This is a genomic window from Quyinboa ferrireducens (genome assembly GCF_042436675.1).
GTDB lineage: Bacteria > Bacteroidota > Bacteroidia > Bacteroidales > UBA5342 > JBHJHP01.
Genome location: NZ_JBHMVA010000005.1, coordinates 213866 through 233294, shown reverse-complemented (window position 1 = coordinate 233294; position 19429 = coordinate 213866). Strand labels below are relative to the sequence as shown.

12 protein-coding genes are annotated in these 19429 nt (G+C 41.8%); 6 read left to right on the top strand and 6 right to left on the bottom strand.

Features of this window, described 5'->3' with window-relative positions; all coding sequences use genetic code 11:
- Positions 1–131: 131 nt before the first annotated feature.
- The 4 genes from ACE01N_RS10160 to ACE01N_RS10145 all read right to left on the bottom strand — a co-directional run bounded on the left by ACE01N_RS10160 (position 132) and on the right by ACE01N_RS10145 (position 10487).
- Positions 132–3995 (bottom strand): T9SS type A sorting domain-containing protein, encoded by a 3864-nt coding sequence (locus ACE01N_RS10160; RefSeq protein WP_380588008.1) that lies wholly within the window; start codon positions 3993–3995, stop codon positions 132–134.
- A gap of 237 nt (positions 3996–4232) precedes the next feature.
- The gene (locus ACE01N_RS10155; RefSeq protein ID WP_380588005.1) at positions 4233–5813 is read right to left on the bottom strand and encodes a glycoside hydrolase family 32 protein; all 1581 of its coding nucleotides are present in this window, start codon (positions 5811–5813) and stop codon (positions 4233–4235) included.
- 153 nt (positions 5814–5966) lie between these two features.
- Complete coding sequence (locus ACE01N_RS10150; protein ID WP_380588002.1) at positions 5967–7361, bottom strand: SusD/RagB family nutrient-binding outer membrane lipoprotein; 1395 nt, start codon at positions 7359–7361, stop codon at positions 5967–5969.
- A 12-nt stretch (positions 7362–7373) separates the two neighbouring features.
- The gene (locus tag ACE01N_RS10145) at positions 7374–10487 is read right to left on the bottom strand and encodes a SusC/RagA family TonB-linked outer membrane protein (RefSeq protein ID WP_380587999.1); all 3114 of its coding nucleotides are present in this window, start codon (positions 10485–10487) and stop codon (positions 7374–7376) included.
- Between the two features lie 286 nt (positions 10488–10773).
- On the opposite strand from ACE01N_RS10145, the gene ACE01N_RS10140 reads away from it, so the two are divergent.
- The 4 genes from ACE01N_RS10140 to ACE01N_RS10125 all read left to right on the top strand — a co-directional run bounded on the left by ACE01N_RS10140 (position 10774) and on the right by ACE01N_RS10125 (position 15114).
- Entirely contained in the window at positions 10774–11130 is a 357-nt protein-coding gene (locus ACE01N_RS10140) for a hypothetical protein (RefSeq protein WP_375729695.1), read from the top strand.
- Between the two features lie 63 nt (positions 11131–11193).
- The gene (locus ACE01N_RS10135; protein WP_380587994.1) at positions 11194–13563 is read left to right on the top strand and encodes a TonB-dependent receptor; all 2370 of its coding nucleotides are present in this window, start codon (positions 11194–11196) and stop codon (positions 13561–13563) included.
- Positions 13564–13769: 206 nt separating this feature from the next.
- Positions 13770–14522, top strand: a complete 753-nt coding sequence (locus ACE01N_RS10130; RefSeq protein WP_380587991.1) for a hemerythrin domain-containing protein — start codon at positions 13770–13772, stop codon at positions 14520–14522.
- Entirely contained in the window at positions 14509–15114 is a 606-nt protein-coding gene (locus tag ACE01N_RS10125) for a response regulator transcription factor (RefSeq protein WP_380587988.1), read from the top strand. The genes ACE01N_RS10130 and ACE01N_RS10125 overlap by 14 nt, the downstream gene beginning before the upstream one ends.
- A 127-nt stretch (positions 15115–15241) precedes the next feature.
- On the opposite strand, the gene ACE01N_RS10120 is transcribed toward ACE01N_RS10125, so the two are convergent.
- Positions 15242–15475: a hypothetical protein gene (locus ACE01N_RS10120; protein WP_380587985.1), complete on the bottom strand. Its 234-nt coding sequence runs from the start codon at positions 15473–15475 to the stop codon at positions 15242–15244.
- The gene (locus ACE01N_RS10115) at positions 15476–15820 is read right to left on the bottom strand and encodes a hypothetical protein (RefSeq protein WP_380587982.1); all 345 of its coding nucleotides are present in this window, start codon (positions 15818–15820) and stop codon (positions 15476–15478) included.
- Positions 15821–16585: 765 nt separating this feature from the next.
- Here ACE01N_RS10115 and ACE01N_RS10110 point away from each other — a divergent pair.
- Both ACE01N_RS10110 and recG read left to right on the top strand, forming a co-directional pair.
- Positions 16586–17020 (top strand): hypothetical protein, encoded by a 435-nt coding sequence (locus ACE01N_RS10110; RefSeq protein WP_380587979.1) that lies wholly within the window; start codon positions 16586–16588, stop codon positions 17018–17020.
- Positions 17021–17302: 282 nt separating this feature from the next.
- Entirely contained in the window at positions 17303–19405 is a 2103-nt protein-coding gene (recG, locus tag ACE01N_RS10105; protein WP_380587976.1) for an ATP-dependent DNA helicase RecG, read from the top strand.
- Positions 19406–19429 lie beyond the last annotated feature (24 nt).

Genomic DNA, 19429 nt, shown 5'->3' with positions numbered 1-19429 from the left:
ATTTTAAGTTTTATTCTGGGAATTGCCCATTAGCTGTTTCATTTTTTGTACGTTAATGGCGGAAAGATCCACCATATTTGGTCGGTCTGAAAAACTTAGCAGCGTCAATAACTGTTGATTATCATTATTTCTTAGTGGATAACCACAATCTGTTTTGTTTCAATCACAGCATCATCAACACTTATCCTGCACAGGTAAGTACCGTTGGAGAACAAAGCTGTACTAAAGTCAAAGGTGTACTCTCCGGCGCTTACCGTTTTGTGGAGTGGCATAGATATCAACTGACCGAGTTGGTTAAATACCTCTATTTTAATAAGCTTTTTACTGTTTAAGTCAAATTTAAATACCACATTGTTGTCTGCAGGATTGGGATAGCTGCTAACCATTGCAGGCAGTGTAGGCGGTTTATTCTGTGTGCCGGTGTTATTGCCATAAATCAATATACCATCAGCCGGAAAAGAGTGGCCATGTGTTGTGGTGAAATCAATATTCCAAACGGATTGTTTCAGGGTATCCGTAGTGAAAAAGAGGGTGAAGGTAAGTTCATCACTCTCCTGACCCGGCTGCAAATCGCCTATATATACCGAATCGGATCCAAGTACGGTTAGTCCCGGTCCCGGAGAAAATCGTGCACTTACACCGGACGTTGCAGAGTCACCATAATTTTTAACTTTAAAAGAAACCACACTTTCTTCATCATCATTAACCGTAAATGCACTTTGTGATAAATTGTTAGCAGCAATACTGGCCTCCAGTTGAATATGATCTGATATTAAATTAAGTACATGGTTGGTCTGATCTGCTAATTTCTGTACGCCGCTCATACACGTATCGATGTATGCCAGCACTTTTTCTTTGGTGGCATCGCTGCTGTCCGCAGCCAGGGTAATGATGGTTAGATATGCATTCAGGCGGTTCATGGCAGAATTGGTATAGTTTGCCACCAGTGTATCGTATTCTGTTTCAAAACCTGGTATGGTTTGATGTGCCAGATGAGCTCCGGATAATACCGGATACATTGCATTTTTAAGTTCTTTTTCATAAGCCAGTTCGGCTTCTCTTAAATCAAACAGTGACTTGACAGCTTCCCACTCCTGGCTGTCCGTTATTTTTGTTCGTATCGTTTCAAGTTCAGTGTTAAAGCTGGTGGAACTTTCTTTCAGCCGCAGAGATAATGGATTCGTATACGTTTTCACTGATATTGATCTCTCAGCTGTCAGTAATGACGTGTTGTTTAAATTAATGCTCTTCGTCCCATACGGATAATATATTTTGTCGACAGCATCTCTCATTTCCAGCGGCATTAAAAAGTAGGTTACTGTAGAAATGGTAAGTGCAGTTCCTACCTCAACATACGCGCTTGCTTTAATGTAAAAAGCGGCCTGTTCCAGGTAGTTTCCTATTCCGGTGGGATCAAGGGTGCTTATCCAGTCCAGGATAGCTGCTGTTTGCATCATCAAGGCAGCGGCTGTTCGCAGACCGTCACTGTAAGTATGGACAGTTTCCGTTGCACTTTTTTCATCGCGTATGAATTCAATTTTCTTTATTATGGCATCTTCCAGCGTGCCGGTTTGATCCAGTTTAAGACTTAACTGTCCGGCTTTCTCAATACACATGCCGGTTTGAGCATTAATGTATGCCAGCTGTATAAATGGTTCTTCAAGATCTTCAAATACCATTCCTGCAATTTTATCCCATTTTACTTCCGAAAAACCATGAATGCCGAAACCGGCGTAGTTCTTCTTTAAAAGCTTCCATCCATTAAGAATTGGTTTAGCTGCAGGATATCCAACCTCGCCGGCAACAAATTTTACAGTCATATCTACATTATCAATTACTGCCAGTTTTATCAGTTCCCGCATCAGAATCTGAAGTAGCAGGTCGTAAAGTTCCTGTGCCCCTCCAGCCGGGAGTTTTGCAATAGCCTTCAGGAACTTTATGAGATCCATGCCCCAATCGTCGGAATAGTAGATGTATGCAATCAAATCTCCGAAGCAGTTCATCATGTCACTGCCTGTAATGGTTCCGTCTTTAAATAAATCGTATGTAAATTGTTCTACAAGAATAAGTCGTGCCAGACTCTGTGCTTTCTGGTCCGTCATGTACTGATTCCAGTTATCCATCATATCATAGATGCCGGCAAGGCTGTTTTTGTAGGTAAAGTCACCCACATAACTATAGTTGTTAAGATGTCCATATTTTTGCGGAGATATGTGTTTGAGGTCATGCATTAATTTGTATTTAAAAGTGAGTAGTGAATCAGGAAAAGACAAGCTTGCTGAATTAACCGCCGGACCAATTTCTATGTTTTGGTTCACTGTAACTTCATGGGCATTGCCATTGGGCTCAAAGATTTGTTTGGATGCCTTTATGATATAATGACCCTGTGCCAGATCCGGAAGTTGAGATAAACCGTTATGATCGGTTGTGACCGGACCTGCAACTTTAATGTTGTTCTGATACAAACTAACGGATACATCTTCGGCTGGCTGTGTATAGTTCAGAGCCAGATATTCTTCACTGAAATACACATCGTTAACCTTAAGTTTTAAGGTGCCCTGAGCATCATTATCCACCCCGGATCCTGTTACATTAACTGTATCGACAGGGTTATAGATATCATCTGAATAGATGAGTATAGCGTCGTTAAAATCTGAAATAAGGTCGGGATTGAACCGGAGTTGAAAGGTCGTCGATTGCCATGGCATTAATAGTTTTGGGAGTGAAGCACTAATACTGATGAAAACCGTTGTGTTTTCCGGTTGAATATTTTTTACGGTCAACGGAATATTACTTTTGTTGGCAATGGTAATGTATTCATCCGAATAACTGTTGACCCAGACATCTCCGAAACTGATGGATTCCGGTGTCGTTTCAATAACCGGCGAAGAAGAAAAATAGCGAAAGCACATTACATAGGACTGCTTGTTATGCGGCGCATTATCAGGGAGACCGAAAAATGCGATGTACGGGTTGTTATGACTGTCCATTTTAAGGGACGCATTTCCCTCAGGAGATACTTCATCTGTAATGGCAATTCTTTCCCATTGATCTGTTGTGTTTTTGTACAATACAAATTCTGTATCCACAGTAAACACGTAAATATCATCTTTGGGATCAACAAAAATTGATAATGGTGTTGCCAGACCGCTCATTCCGAGTTCATGAACGCTTAAATCCTGCCAGTTATAATAGTAGTAACTGGTATTACAAAACGTAATATAATCAGGATCAAGAACATTACAGGTGAAGTGTAAATTATCTTCAGAGTCAATGGCAACATCAAAAGTTCTGATGGGAGGTAAGACAGGTGCATGTGCTACATATAATTTCTTGACCTGCCATACTGAAGAATTGCGATGATAAACACTGACTGTGTCATCAGTAATGGAGCAAATAACTGGGGTGCCGTCTTTTTTAAAAAGGAGCCTTGACAGTAATCCTGAAAAATTTGCATCAACAGTTTCCTTATTCCATTCCGTTCCGCTTTTTTCCGCATATATCAGTTTATCCTGTGACGGATGGGCATATATCACTGCGACTTTTTCGTCTTTATACGTGTTTATGTCTGTTTGTATTAATGCAATATCGCGTGTTGTGTCTACTTCTTCAAAGGTCCATTGATTATTGGCATACTGTCCGTAAATAATGCTATTTACATTTAATACTCCGGGATCCCTATGGAAACAAATATGGAGCCTGTCATCCTGGTCTATTGCCATTGAAGATTCCGTTCCACTGATGCCAAACGTATCAAGGTTGGTAATCTTCCAGCTGCCATTTTTATTGGTGACATATTTAAGGTCCAGTAAATCCAGATCCTGATAAAGAATATGGGCGTTATCATTTTTATCAAGCGCAAAGGATATGTACGATCCTTTTGCAATTCCGGTACTATCAGCAATCTGGGTATTCCAGATCTGACCACTGACGTTTGAAACAAATCCAAACAGTAAAATTCCCAGGGATGGAAAACAAAGCAGAGACCTGCGCATGGTGAGTAAATTTGAGGTTATTTCTTTGAACTGAAAAGTATTGGGAGAGGACTATCTGCTAGTCAGGAACATCCATTATAAATTTACGTAAATTTGATTACTGTAACCAAAATTCCCGGTTACAATTAATTATAAACAGCCTGTCAATTTTCCTCTCTGTGCTTATAATGTACAGTTTCAGTGAAATTTGCAGAAACTACAATGAAAATAGATTCATGAATATTCAGGTTCCTTCCTTTACCAGATACTTTTCAGACGGATGGCTTCAAATTGCGTAACTTTTATATCTGAACCGGAGATTTTATACAGATCGTATGGTTGTGAAGGGAAAACAATTTCAGTCATCACAAGCTCTCCCCCGTTGATGAATACTTCGATGCTGGAGATATCGAGTAAAATATGCAGTTTTATTTCTGAATTGTTAATACTGAATGGTGCGATATGGTTGCCCGTAAATTCATTTGAAAAAGATACATCGCCTGATTTGTCCCGGTTGATATAGAACTGCTGTTGTTTTGCATTATAACCAAAAATCAGTTGTTGTTTAAAATCGTTGGATAAGGTCAATGCGAAATCACTAAGGTTTTCTGTTTTGCTTTTGACTGTAATTTTGAGTTCCTGTGGACTGGAACGAAAGGGCAGATAACCTGAATAATTGCCTTTTTTATTCGGTTTCAAATCTGATACAATTTCGAGTTTTTCCTGGATGTTTTTTATTTCCCTGACCGGATTGGACAGAATGCGGTAATTCCCGTTTTCTTTTTTCAGTGTCAGTGTTCTGGGGAAGGTCATGGCACTGCGCCATTTTTCAGTGGGAACAACCTGCCCGTATTGCCAGTTACTCATCCATCCCATAAATATTCGGCGGCCATCGGACCTAGGTATATCAGACCATGTCACTCCGGCATAATCGTCTTTCCCGTAATCAATCCAGAAAAGCTCTTTGTTCTCATTGGTAAATGTGTGCCCATCAAATTCCCCAACAAAATACTGTGTGCCTGAGCCACCATTGGGCGCACCCGGATTGATGTTGACAATCAGTACCCATTTCTCCTTGTTGTTGTCTGACTTTAATGGAAAGAGATCCGGACATTCCCATACACCGCCATAGGATGCTATATCAGAACGAAAATCACTTTCGTGCTGCCATGATTTCATGTCTTTTGAAGAATAAAGACTAATATGATCTTTTACGGCCAGGGCCATGATCCATTTGTTATCCGGCTCATACCAGATCACTTTTGGATCACGGAAATCGATAATTCCCGGATTTTTCAGGACCGGATTATGTGCATATTTTGTCCAGGTTCTGCCTTTGTCCAGACTGTAAGCTATACCCTGCGTCTGGAAGTTTTTTCTGCCTTTTTCGGCTCCAACCGGATCATGATACGTAAAGATGGCAACCATAGGGGGAATATTGTCCTTACCGAAGCCGGTGGTATTATTCCAGTCGATGACTGCACTTCCTGAAAAGATATCGCCCAGGCTGTCGGGATAAAGTGCAATGGGTAAATGTTGCCAGTGAACCAGGTCGGTGCTGACTGCATGTCCCCAGTGCATAGGTCCCCAAACGGTGCTGTCGGGGTAATACTGGTAAAACAAATGATATTCTCCGTCGTAGTATACCATGCCATTCGGATCGTTCATCCACATGGAATCGGGCGAGAAATGAAATTGTGGGCGGTATGGTTCCTGGTAATACAATTCCGAAGCCGCATCCATCATGTCCTGAGGGGTTTCTTTTTTCTTTGAGCCACAACCGGAAATTAAACCTGCAAGTAAAAATAAGTTGATCAGGATCGTGAATGCATGTTTCATTTGTCGTCAATTTTGTTTCGGGTCAGAAATTTAGCGAAAAATTGGCACAATGATGAAATCTGTTTCCATATGGTTTATTCTTCATCTAAACCTTTTGAAAAAAAGAGAGGCCACACAACGTGTGACCTCCCGACCTGATTGTTTGTGTGTTTCCTACTCTGCAAACCAGGGTTTGATATAGTTGTTGTTTACGACTATGGCGTTGCTGTTATAGTTACGTTCGCTGATACAGGTCGGGTATCGGAAAGGTATACCGTTCTGATTGGCGAGCGGATCGGGATTAGGTGTAAGAACCGGATAACCTGTTCTGCGCCAGTCTGTCCATACTTCCAGCTGTGTAAACATGGCATCATATTTATTAAGGATGATCGTCTCAAGATTGATGTCTGTAGCGGTCAGAGAAGCTATGGCAGTAACAAATTCTTCCGGGGCATCAGCTCCTGTAGCCCATAAAACAGATGCTTTTATTCCGTCGTTACAAGCCTGGGCTGCCAGGTCGTTACTTCCTTTTCTTAACTGAGCTTCGGCTTCCAGGAATTTGGCTTCAAAAGATGTGACCAAAGGAACCGGTTGGGCGGAAGCGTTAAACAGCGGACCAATTTCACTGGCATCGAGTACAGGTGTACGCGTGTCAATTCCCGAAGGGGTGTAATTCCCGTTGGCATCTTCAGCACAGTAAAATGGTAATCTAGGGTCGCTATTCGCTTTGAGCCGGTCTACCAGGTAGGCTCCCATGCCCATATAACCGGGACGTAACACATAAAAGGCATACCACTGGTTGGCATTGTTTGCCGTTTCACCAAAAACAGCCATGGCATTATCAGCTTCCTCTGTCATCCCAAACTGCAGACAATACAGCACACTGTCTGCACTGTAGGCGTAGTGTTTACTGACCCGGTTGAAGTAGCGTGCCTTAAGTGTCCATGCCAGTTTAATCCATTTCTCTGCATCTCCTTCAAAAATAAGGTCATCCGACCCGGGAAGAAGCAGGTTAGCACTTTCTGGTTTACTCAATTCTGTAATGGCCTGACTCAATAGGTTCTGGGCCTGTTGATAAACCATTTCCTGTGTATCGTATTCCGGATTCAGGTTTTCCAGTCCCTTAATGGCCTGAGAAAACGGAATATCTCCCCAAATGTCGCTGGTATAAGCACCGGCCCAGGCTTTCAGGATCAAACCTATTCCTTTGTAATACGGATTTATACCTTCTGCCTTGTCGATAAGGTCACAGGCCGGATCAAGCCAATCGGTATAGATGGATTCCCAGTCGTTCTGGTTATCACCTTCAAAGATCCGGTAGCGCGCATGTTCCTCCAGGGACTGGTCTTTTAAGCCAGCCTGGCTTTGCATGAAAACAGATGTTTCGCGGGCCATTTCACCGGTTACATTTCCGAATAGGGCAACCTCGGCAGCCGTTAGCAGGTTCGCCTCAGGTACCACAGACGGGTCATTGGGCGAAACATCGTATCCTTCGATGTAACTCTCTGTACATCCTGTAGTGAGTGCTAAAGCACAAACTATTCCTATTGTGAATTTTAAGATTTTCATATGTGCGGTTTTTTAAAAGTTTACTTTTACACTGAACAGATATGATTTGGTACCCGGCATATTAAAGTAATCGAAACCATTCAGATTCGATCCGGCACCGGTCAGGCTTGTTTCAGGGTCAACACCGGGATAATCCGTTTTTAACCATAAGTTACGGCCTGTAGCTGTGAGTGTGATGTCTTTAATGTAGTTTGAAACTTTACCTTTTGTACGGTATTTGTACGACAGGGAAAGGTCGCGCAACCGGATCCATGATCCGTCGTAACGTGCATTTTCACCGGGTCCCCAGTCTCCAAGTACATAGCGGTAATAATCCTCCTTGGTGATGGGAACATCGTTAGGAGTGCCATCTTCTTTCACACCTTCCACGATGATTGTTCCTTCGCGGTCGGCTGTTATAGCTGTACGTCCTATCTGGTTTAAACGGGCGATGGTACCACCCCACAGATCGCCACCCTGACGAATATCCAGCAGGAAGCTCAGACTCAGATTTTGATACTGAAACGTATTCCGTATATTGGCCATCCAGTCAGGAAACGGGTTGCCAACATATCCTCTGTTATCAGCAATAATAGGATACCCTTCAGCATCGCAGACCATCAGTCCGTTATCATCGCGCAACCACATATCGGAATACAAGGCACCGTAAGGTTTTCCTACTATTGCATATGAACCGAAACCTGTAAATGCTGATTCTATTTCAATTTCTTTGACTACTGGATTGCCTTCAGCATCAACGGCATCGTTCAGTTTAAGAACTTCATTTACATTTCGGCTGAAGTTGCCAATGATGTCCCAGCGAAACTGGGATGATTTAACCGGTGTTATACCAAGGGTTATCTCAACTCCTTTGTTTACCATTTCACCGGAGTTCTCCCATATGTACTGGTAACCTGAGGTTGAGGCAATCGGGCGCTGAACCAGAATATCTGTTGTGGTCTGATAGTAATACGTCAAATCGGTATAAATTCTGCCATTAAAGAACCGCAGGTCAAGACCACCTTCAATACCGGTAGTCAATTCCGGACGCAGTTCGTCGTTACCCATGGTTGCGGCTCTTGTAAATCCGTTCTGACCAAGGTAAGGCCAGCCCAGACCGTTTGTCATGCCAGCTGCCACAGAAGGCTGCGTATAATAGGTTTGAGTCCGGTACGCTTCGTATGTATACTTATACGCTTGTGGATTATTACCAGCTTTTGCCCATCCAAGTCTGGCTTTACCAAAACTGAGGATGTTATTTTCCGGTAATACTTCAGAGAATACAAATGAACCGGTAACAGACGGATAGAAGAAATCTTTTTTAGCACTACCCAGGGTTGAAGCCCATTCGTTTCGGCCGGTAACGTTCAGAAATAACATATCCTGCCATTCCAGATCAGCGACAAAAAACAGGGCTGCTGTCCGTACAGTATATTGTTCTTCGTAACTGTAAAGGTCGGAGCCATTACTCAGGTTGTAAAAGTCAGGTGCAGACAGATTCCTTGCTCTTCCGAAGAGGTTCTGGTAAAACTGTTCATTCAGGTTATGACCCAGACTTAAATTTCCCAGTAAGTTTTCCCCGAATTGGTGTTTTGCTGAGACGATAAAGTTGGAGTAGAACTCGCGGTTACGTTTCATGTTTTCCGTTACTTCACCTAAACCATCACCTGCATCTCCACCGTTTGAACCCAGTGCGATTATTCCCTTCCTGGAATCCGTATAAAAGTCAATTCCTACTTTATAATCCAGGGTAAGCCATTTGTAATTGTAGTTGAAACCGGTATTTCCCATAAACCTGTCCTGGCTGTTTTTGAACGTGTTGTTATAAGCTGACCAATACGGGTTGTCAAAGTAGTCGATGTACTTTCTTTGAACGCCTTCAGGCGTTTCATAACCGCCTTCTGCCGGATCATTCAGATTATAGCTCACCGGTGTTCTGAATAATGAAAGCATAAGACCGGCGAGGTTACTACCTTTTTGTGCTTTGTTTCCTCCGGATTTAATATATGCCGCAGTTCCGTTTATTTTTAAGCCGGGAGCCACATCGGCATCACCGGTTAAACGGGCAGAGGTACGGTCGTAATACGTATTGGGAATGATCCCTTCAAGGGTCGAATTGCCTATTGATAACCTTACAGAGCCTTTATCACCGCCTCCGGATACCGAAAAGTTATGAATATGTGAAACGCCCGTCCGAAAGAAATTGTCAACATTATCTGTGGGTTGAATGCCTAAATCAGAAAGTCTGGCCCCCCAGCTAACATACGTATCCATATTATATTCCCCGTTATCTCCCTGGGAATATACATTCTGAAATTCAGGAAGTTTGTTCACCTCAGATAATTCCAGGGAATAATCGTATGATGCCCTGATTTTACCTTTGGATCCGCGTTTGGTCGTGTAAACAATGGCGCCGTTTGCTGCCCTTACACCATAAAGCGCTGCTGCAGCCGGACCTTTAAGTATTGTTACACTTTCCACATCGGCCGGGTTAATGTCCAGCGCACCGTTTGACGGGTCTACACCTTCCAGATCCTTGTTGTACGGGTTATCTCCGGCAACAGTCTGAATAGTGGAATTGTCAATAGGAACACCATCTACAACTATCAACGGCTGGTTATTGCCGGTAAACGACGAACTTCCGCGGATGATGATCTTACTGGAAGCTCCAGGTACGCCGGCTGAACTTACCACCTGAACACCTGAAGCCTTGGCTGATAAGGCCTGAATGGCATTCTGTTCGCCTGATTTCATAATGTCATCCGATGAAACCTGGGAAGTGGCGTATCCCAATGCTTTGGCTTCACGCTTAATCCCCATGGCCGTAACTACAAGTTCCTCAATGTTAATGTTAGCTGGTTTCAGGGTCACGTTTAAAACGGTTTTACCGCTTACATCTACGTATTGTGTCTCCATTCCCACAAATGAAAACACCAGGACTTTTGCATTGGCAGGTACCTCAATGGAATATTTCCCATCAATATCAGTGATGGAGCCGGAAGAGGTGCCTTCCAAAACTACTGTTACACCTGGTATAGGTGAATTGTCTTCCGCAGAAGTAACAACACCTGTAACAGTCCTTACCTGTCCTTTAAATGTAAAGGACATCAGAATTCCTAATAGGAGTAAAAAGGTCTTTAGTCGCATGTCTCGTTTTTTTAAGTTAACTGTTAAAATTAGTTAACCTATTGATATTGCAGAGGTTATATCAGCGTTCGGTCTTTTTTGATACGTATACAGTTATTGTACCTTGATTATGGGCTTACCCTGATTGTGAATTGCTGTTTGTACTGCTAAACAGGTATTTGGTTGATTTGAGAACTGCGCGACAAGCGAGGGCTTCGTTTGTAACGAAACCATCGCTAAAAAATCATAACATCTTGGTATTTCCAACCGGAATACGCGCTCTATCTTTGTAGTGAAATCTTAAAGGATGAGAGTTAAAGCGTTACATAGAGCCATCTCCTGTTTTTTGCTTGCAGCATTTACCATGTATGTGGTAACCCAAACGGTATACCTGCATACACATAAGTTGCCTGACGGAACTGTAATCACACATGCTCATCCATACAATAAAACAACAGAACAAACACCGTTTAAAACACATCATCATACATCGGTAGATTTTATGATGCTGCATCACCTTCACCTTTTATTCTTTGTGCTTCTAAGTTTTGCATTTGCACAGATTGCGAAAACGCATCTGATTCGTTTAGCCGATCTGTTCAGAAATGTAATGACACCATTTTCTGCTTCCGTATTGGGCAGAGCTCCTCCAAGCTTTACCTGACATATTCTCTTTTCTCAGCATTTATGCTGATCCTAATTTATTACTAACGATTTAAATGTAATCATGAAACGTATTGTATTACTGGCTGTATTGTCAGTCGGATTAAATATGGCTATGGCTGAAAATACTAAAGCATCTGCCAGTATCGAAGGCCGGGTAACCTCAGGAGAAAACGAAATACCTTTTGCATCAGTGGCTGTGAAAGGGAGTACAGTTGGCACACTTACCGATGCAACCGGATTTTATGAACTGGAGGATTTGCCTGTTGGTGAATTGACCATAGTAACACGCATTGTGGGTTATAAGCCTCAGGAAAGAACGGTGATAACGAGGCCCAACGAAAAAATTGAGATCAGGTTTGATCTTGAAGAAGATGTTCTGGACTTACATGAACTGGTGGTATCGGCTGACCGCAGCGCGATGAAACGGACCGACGCACCGGTCATTGTAAATACCCTTTCGCCAAAACTATTCAATACCACGCAATCTGTTACGCTGAGCGAATCGCTTAATTTCTGTCCCGGATTGCGTCTGGAAAACAACTGTCAGAACTGTGGGTTTACACAGGTTCGCATGAATGGAATGGAAGGGCCATATTCCCAGATTCTTATTAACAGCCGTCCGATATTCAGCGGACTGGCCGGGGTTTATGGTCTGGAGCTGATTCCGTCGAACATGATCGAAAAAGTTGAGGTGGTGCGCGGAGGTGGTTCTGCATTGTTTGGCAGTAATGCTATTGCCGGAACCATAAACCTGATACTTAAAGATCCGGTTCGCAACTCATACGAAGTCGGTTCAAACTATACCATGACCGGAGTAGGGATAAAAGGATCCGGTGGCGCAGCACAGGAGTATTCGGTTAATTTTAATTCGTCCATCGTGTCAGAAGATCAGAAAACGGGACTGGCCATATACGGTTTTACCCGTGATAGGCAAATGTTTGATGCTAACGGGGATGGCTTTTCAGAGCTTGCTCCCATGAAAAATCTTACGTTGGGTGCACGTGTCTTCCAAAAGCTGGGATTCCGTAACAAAGTAGCCATCGATTTTTTTACCATCAATGAAAATCGCGAAGGTGGAAACAAACAGGATTATCCGCTGCATGAGCGTGATGTGGCCGAAGCCGTTTCACACGATTTGAAAACAGCAGCGATTACATACGAACAGTATTTCAGGCAATATGATATGTTATCTGTCTTTGCATCCGGACAGTTTCTGAACAGGGATTCTTATTACGGTGCGAACTATTCGTTAAGTGATTATGGTAAATCCAAAGACCGGACGTATAATATTGGTGCTCAGTATAAGGCCGTTTTCGATCATTCATCTTTGGTAACAGGCATTGAAAACACCGGTAGTTACCTGGTGGATCAGAAACTCGGGTATCCTGACTACGCCAGTGCCGTTATTTCGGGTGATTCAATCTTTAGTGTGCCTCATACAGAAAATACAACCGTTTCGGATCAGTCATCGGTTACAACAGGTGCTTTTGCACAGTACGAATTGAAGCTTAACAGGGCCACGGTGGCTGTTGGTGCCCGTTTCGACCATTACAGGATTCAGGATCATGCCAAGGCTGATTCTGAAGTAAAAAGCGGCAATGTCATCAGTCCGCGTCTGAGCCTGATGTATAAAATTGTAAATGATCTGCAGGCACGCATGAGCTATTCACAGGGCTATCGTGCGCCGCAAATATTCGATGAAGACCTGCATATTGAAACATCCGGTTCTCGTCAGGTCATTAATGTTAATGATCCGAACCTGAAGCAGGAAACAAGCCACAGTATAATGGCATCGTTCGATTATAACGGGATGGTCGGCAAGGTATTCACCGGATTGCTGCTTGAAGGATTTTATACCCGTTTGCAGGATCCGTTTGTGAATGAAATTGGAATTCCTGATGAAACAGGTCGTGTGGTATATACCCGTAAAAATGCAGAGGATGGCGCTGTTGTTGCGGGGTTTAATGTAGAGTTCAAGTTGAGACCGGCAGAAGATTTTTCACTGACATCCGGGTTTACAATTCAGAAAAGTGAATACGACGTACCACAGGAATTTAATGAAACACGCTTTTTCAGAACACCAAACCAGTACGGATTTTTTGCCCTGGACTGGGACTTTGCTAAGAATATTTGTTTGTCAGCCACAGGAAATTACACAGGGAAGATGTTGGTGCCATATTTCGGTCCGGATACTGATCCTGATCTTGGTGAATTAAGAATTTCCCCGACTTTTTTTGATTTTGGGGCGAAGATAAGCTATACGGTTCAGCTTAAAAATGCCCGGATGGAATGGCTGTGTGGGGTGAAGAATGTGTTCAACGCATACCAGTCTGATTTTGACAAGGGAAAAGACCGCGATCCGGCCTATATGTACGGACCCGTTACACCACGAACTGTTTATGTGGGCGTGAAATTCGGAAATGTGCTGTAGTTTATCCCGAGCTTTTGTCGAGGGATCTATGGGTTTTATTCCCTGCCCCTTAGGGCGATTAAACGAATAATTCCTTATTGATATCGCGTCTGTTGCGGCGGGGTTGTTCATTCAGGAAGTATCCTTTTTATCTGACTTTTGCATTTGAGGTCAACTTATTTGAGTTCAAAGCGTTTTAATAATTAATCTGATAATGTGTTGATATAATGAATTCGGTTTTACCTTTTACAGAACATACAAAGATGGCGGATGTGATCCACAGAGATTACCGCTTAATTCCCATTATTGGACGCTTTGGTATCGAATATGGATTTGGAAATAAAACGATATCTGAAGTCTGCAATGATAACGGGATCAATGCGCTGTTTTTTCTGGAGATCATCAACTCTTTTCATAACCATCAGTATTTCCCGCAGGAACAGCTGCAGAATTATCCGGCAAAGCTGATAATTAAATATTTGTCCAATACACACCGGTGGTATCTGAAAGATAAGATTCCTGAGATTCAGGGTTATATTGACAAAATGCAGGAAACAGTCAATGAGGAAAACCATAAAAACATTAAACTGTTAAATGATTTTTTCAGGGACTACAGGACAGAACTTGTCAAACACCTGGAAGAGGAGGATAAGAATATATTCCCCTATGTGCTGGAGCTGGAGGAGGCCGTGGAACATGCACAGATTCCGCCTCATCTGAAGAATGAACTGGATCATGAGCCCATCGAGGAATATGAGCGTAATCATGAAGATCTGGAGGTTAAGCTCAGTGATCTGAAGAATCTGATCATTAAGTATCTTCCGCCCTTGTTGTGTAAAGAGCTGTGTCAGAAACTGCTGACCGAACTCTTTCGACTGGAAGCGGATCTGGAAGACCATTCCCGTATTGAGGATAAAGTTCTGATACCGAAAGTTAAATTACTCGAAAAAATCGCTTTGGAGATCAATGGTTCACACTGACAAAAAAGACACGCTTATTATTGCTTCCGGACAGTTTATGTGCCGGTTTGGAATTAAAACCATGCTGAGCGTGCTCGGTAATGAACCGGATATTATTGAGATGAACGATTTTAAAAGTATCATTCAAAGTCTTTCCCATGAAAACCCGGTGAATTATCTCATCATGAGTGATGATATTTTACCGGAACCCAAAACTGAAAGCGTAAATAAGCTTCGTAAACTGGATTCTGAGGTTAAAATTATGGTGATTGGTGTAGACCTTAAAAAGGATAAGGCACTACCATATCAGGTGTTGAATGCAGATAATCAGAAAGAGGTTCTGGAGGAATTGCAGGACTTTTTTAATGCGTCTGAATCTGCTGCAGATTCTGAGATGCCCGATGTGTTAAGTGACCGCGAGGTTGATGTGCTGAGAGCTGTGGCTCAGGGCTATTCCAATAAAGAAATTGCAGAAAAGCTTTTTATAAGTGCCAATACCGTGATTACCCACCGAAAAAATATTACCGAAAAACTTGGCATCAAGACCATCGCCGGATTGACCGTATACGCCATCATGAAAAAAATTATTGAACCTGACGATGTGAGGATGTAAATTAATATTTTGTTTCTCGCAGATAATCGCAGAGTAAAGCGAAGAGCTTCGCAAAGTTTTAGTTAAAGATTGAAATAATTCTGGTATTCATATTTTAGTATAACTATGCAGTATTAGGTACAAAATGTTAATTTAGCTCATTTAGGAAGTCGTCATATTCAATCCCCATATTTAATAAGTTTGTTTTTATATGCAGTGGAGGTATTTCTTTTTCACAACCAATAATAGTTACTGGTCTTAAAAGTTGCTTGTCGTTTGGGAAATCCCATATTTCATGATCACCATTATCCCTAATGTGTTTTAAACCTCTTTTTTTAAGAAATTTCTTGAATTTTTTTGTGGGGATTGGTTTGTAAGTCATTTAGCATACAGGTATTGCAACATCCTCTGTAAATGATGTGCGCCTAATTTGTTTAGGTGCAGTAAACTTAGGAGGCGTATATTTAGGAACAGGTTTCTTCCTTAAAGTCCAACCCATTTTTAAAAGATATTTCTCCAGTGTTCCTTTTTGGGAAGCTTCAACAAAAAATATCTCAACTTCTTTCTCGAATCTTTTTTTAGCCGTAACTTCATCTGTACCATAAGAAGATAATTCGAGAGCAGGACAATAAGCTACAAAATATCCATCTTCTTCATGTATTTCTACATAAAGTTCAACAGTTAGAGTATTAGTGGTCTGTTTTATGATATTCTCTCTCTTTGGCATGGTCTACTATCTTTACTTTAAAACGTCTTTTTTTAAAAAAGTGTTCAATATATATACTCAAAACACCAATAATTGTTACAAAATTTGAGCCAACTTTTCACTAAAAAATAAAAATTTGCAAAGGTACGCTTTTAAATCATAAAAAGGTTAATATAGTAATTGTACTTTGTAAATATATGAAAATATTTTCATATAGATTTTCTTGCGTGATATATTTATTGATAAGTTCCCAAATTTTCGGGACAAACATAATCAAAAAAATCATTCAAATATTTGATATTTGCTATATAAAGTGATACTAATGGCGGATCAAGATCAGATATTGACATTGAAAGTAAGCAAGGAGTTTAATAAAAACTTCAGGAGATGTCTAAGAAAGATAGAAGAAATTTAAGTTCCTATATCAGGATGATTTTTGATAAGGTTATATCAGTAAGATAAAACCATAAATTTTTTGTAGATAAAATTAATACGTTGTAAGCCTAAATGCCCTTCCTTATTGTGGTCATGACAAAGTCACTATAGAGAACGTCAAAAGGTACAAATGTACTCACAAGGAATGCACAAGACGTTTTCTCTTACCGTTGGAACTATATTTGAAACATGATTTATATTAGTCCCAAGTGATATGTAATTACCGTTATTTTATGTCTTGTATCTGATTTTTCACTGATTTCAGTGACATATACTTTAATGGTTTTCAGTGATGTTTTTGTGGTTTCGTATTATTTTATTTGTAGGTGACAATTGAATAATACTGTTTGTATGAGAACCTCAAAAAAATTCCTGATCTTACTTATTTTTGTTTTATTCTGTTCAGCTAAAGGATATTCTCAGTTAAGCGTATCATATTACAACTCTTCTCTGTCAAAGGCAGGACTTGCATATAACTTTTCAGAGAGATTCTGGTCTGAACTCAGATTGTACAGTAATACCGGATTTGACGATATTACACCTGAACTGGTAATATGCTTTAATGTTGTTCATAAGGAGTTTCATAATGTATATGTAGGTTTTGGCGGAAACATGAATGTGTTAACAGGTGTAGTATTTCCTGTTGGCGTACAGTTCATTCCACTGGAAAAATACAAACGGATTTCAATGCATGTTGAACTTCAACCCACGTATGATGTGGATGCTGAATTTGGTTTGCTCCAGGGGGCCTGGGGAATTCGATACCGATTCGGGAACAAAGAATAACCGTCGATCTATACAACTTGCCTATATGTCATCATGAAAAGGATTATTGAACCTGACGATGTGAGGATGTAACGGATATTTTGTTTCTCGCAGATGATCGCAGAGTTTCGCAGAAGACTCTCTGCATATTGATGGTACTCTTGTGATTCTTATGTTCCCTAAAATTCGCAATTTTTAATTGCTTCAATTTTCGAGGATCCTCGTAAAATATCAAATCATAGATTTGTATTTTTAGGGACTTGATTCTTGTGTCTTTTAATTATTTTTGTTTTTTGCATGACCATGGCAGAGTTGCACGAAACAGATATAACCTATTTAAAAGGAGTTGGGCCAAAGCGGGCTATCATCCTGAAACAGGAAGCCGGAATCGGAACCATCGAAGACCTGCTGTATTATTTCCCCTATAAATATATTGACCGTTCCCGGTTTTTTAAGGTCCGGGAAATTACAGCCGGAATGCCTTATGTGCAGTTGATTGGCCGGATTAAAACAATGGATACAACCGGAAAAGGATACAAACAACGTTTAAATGCCATTTTTTCGGATGATACCGGATCCATAGAACTCGTCTGGTTCAAAGGGATAAAATATATCGCCAAATCATTGAAAGCGGATGTGGATTATATTCTGTTCGGGAAGCCTTCACTTTTTAACGGCAGGGTAAATGTCGTTCATCCTGAACTGGAAAAATACGACGAAGCAGAAAAGAAAGCTTATACATCAGGCTTGCAGGCAGCTTATCCCACCACGGAAAAAATGAAAAGCAGCTTCCTGAATTCCAAAGCCATGCTCGGATTGGTGACCAATGCATTTGAAACCATGAACAGCAGGTTGACGGAAACGTTACCGGCCTGGTTAATTCAAAAGCATCATTTCCCAACCTTAACCGAGGCACTGCGTGAGGTTCACTTTCCAACGGGTCATCAGAAGCTGGCGAAAGCAACTGAACGGTTAAAGTTTGAGGAGCTGTTCTATATTCAGTTGAATATTCTGCGCTTAAAAAACAGGCGTTCTGCGGGGATGAAAGGGCATGTTTTCAGCACGGTAGGTCATCTGCTGAATACCTTTTATAAAACCTGTCTTCCTTTTGAACTGACAGATGCCCAAAAACGTGTGATTCGTGAAATTCGGCAGGATGCAGGATCCGGAAAACAGATGAACCGTCTGTTGCAGGGTGATGTGGGGAGTGGTAAAACTCTGGTGGCTCTTATGGTGATGCTGATCGCACTGGATAACGGTTATCAGGCCACCATGATGGCACCGACCGAAATACTGGCAAATCAACACTATAATACACTGGTCGGAATGTTGGACGGTATGGAGGTTAAAGTCGGACTGCTGACCGGAAGTACTAAAAAATCAGAAAGGACAATACTGCATGAACAACTTCAGAACGGCGGGATGCAGATACTGGTTGGTACACATGCCCTGATAGAAGATACAGTGAAGTTTCATAATCTGGGCCTGGTAATTATTGATGAGCAGCACCGGTTTGGTGTGGCTCAGCGGGCACGCTTATGGAAAAAAAATACGGTTCCGCCACATGTGCTGGTGATGACAGCTACGCCAATTCCGCGGACGCTGGCTATGACTCTTTACGGCGATCTGGATGTGTCGGTGATTGATGAATTACCGCCCGGTCGCAAGCCCATAAAGACGGCTCATTTTTACGAAAAGAAACGCAAAGCCATTAATGAATTTATTGATAAGCAGGTGGCGTTGGGGCAGCAGGTTTACATGGTTTATCCATTGATCCAGGAGTCTGAAGCGCTCGATTACAAGAACCTGGAAGAAGGCTATGAATACATGAAAAAGCATTTTCCGCATTTAAAAATCAGCATGGTACACGGAAAGATGAAACCGTCGGAAAAAGATGCGGAAATGATGCGGTTTAAAAAGGGCGAAACACATATAATGGTGGCTACAACGGTGATTGAAGTCGGTGTGGACGTGCCGAATGCCACTGTGATGGTGATTGAAAGTGCAGAACGGTTTGGCCTCAGCCAGCTGCATCAGCTGCGTGGTCGAGTTGGTCGTGGGGGAGAGCAGTCCTATTGTATTCTGGTGTCATCGCCGAAACTTTCTGAAGATGGACGAAAGCGCCTGGAAACAATGGTGGCAACGACCGATGGTTTCGAAATTGCGGAGGCTGACCTGAAACTTCGCGGACCGGGTGATCTGGAAGGAACGCAGCAAAGCGGACTGCCATTCGATCTGAAAATTGCCAACCTTGCAAAGGATGGGCAGATTTTACAACTGGCCCGTGATGAAGCAGGAAAGGTGCTTGATGATGATCCTCTGCTTGAGAAGGAATCCAATACTACTTTCTCCAAACAGCTCACTAAACTTTCCTATAAACGCATTAACTGGGGCATGATTTCCTAGATGTTAACCTACCCTTTCTTGCTC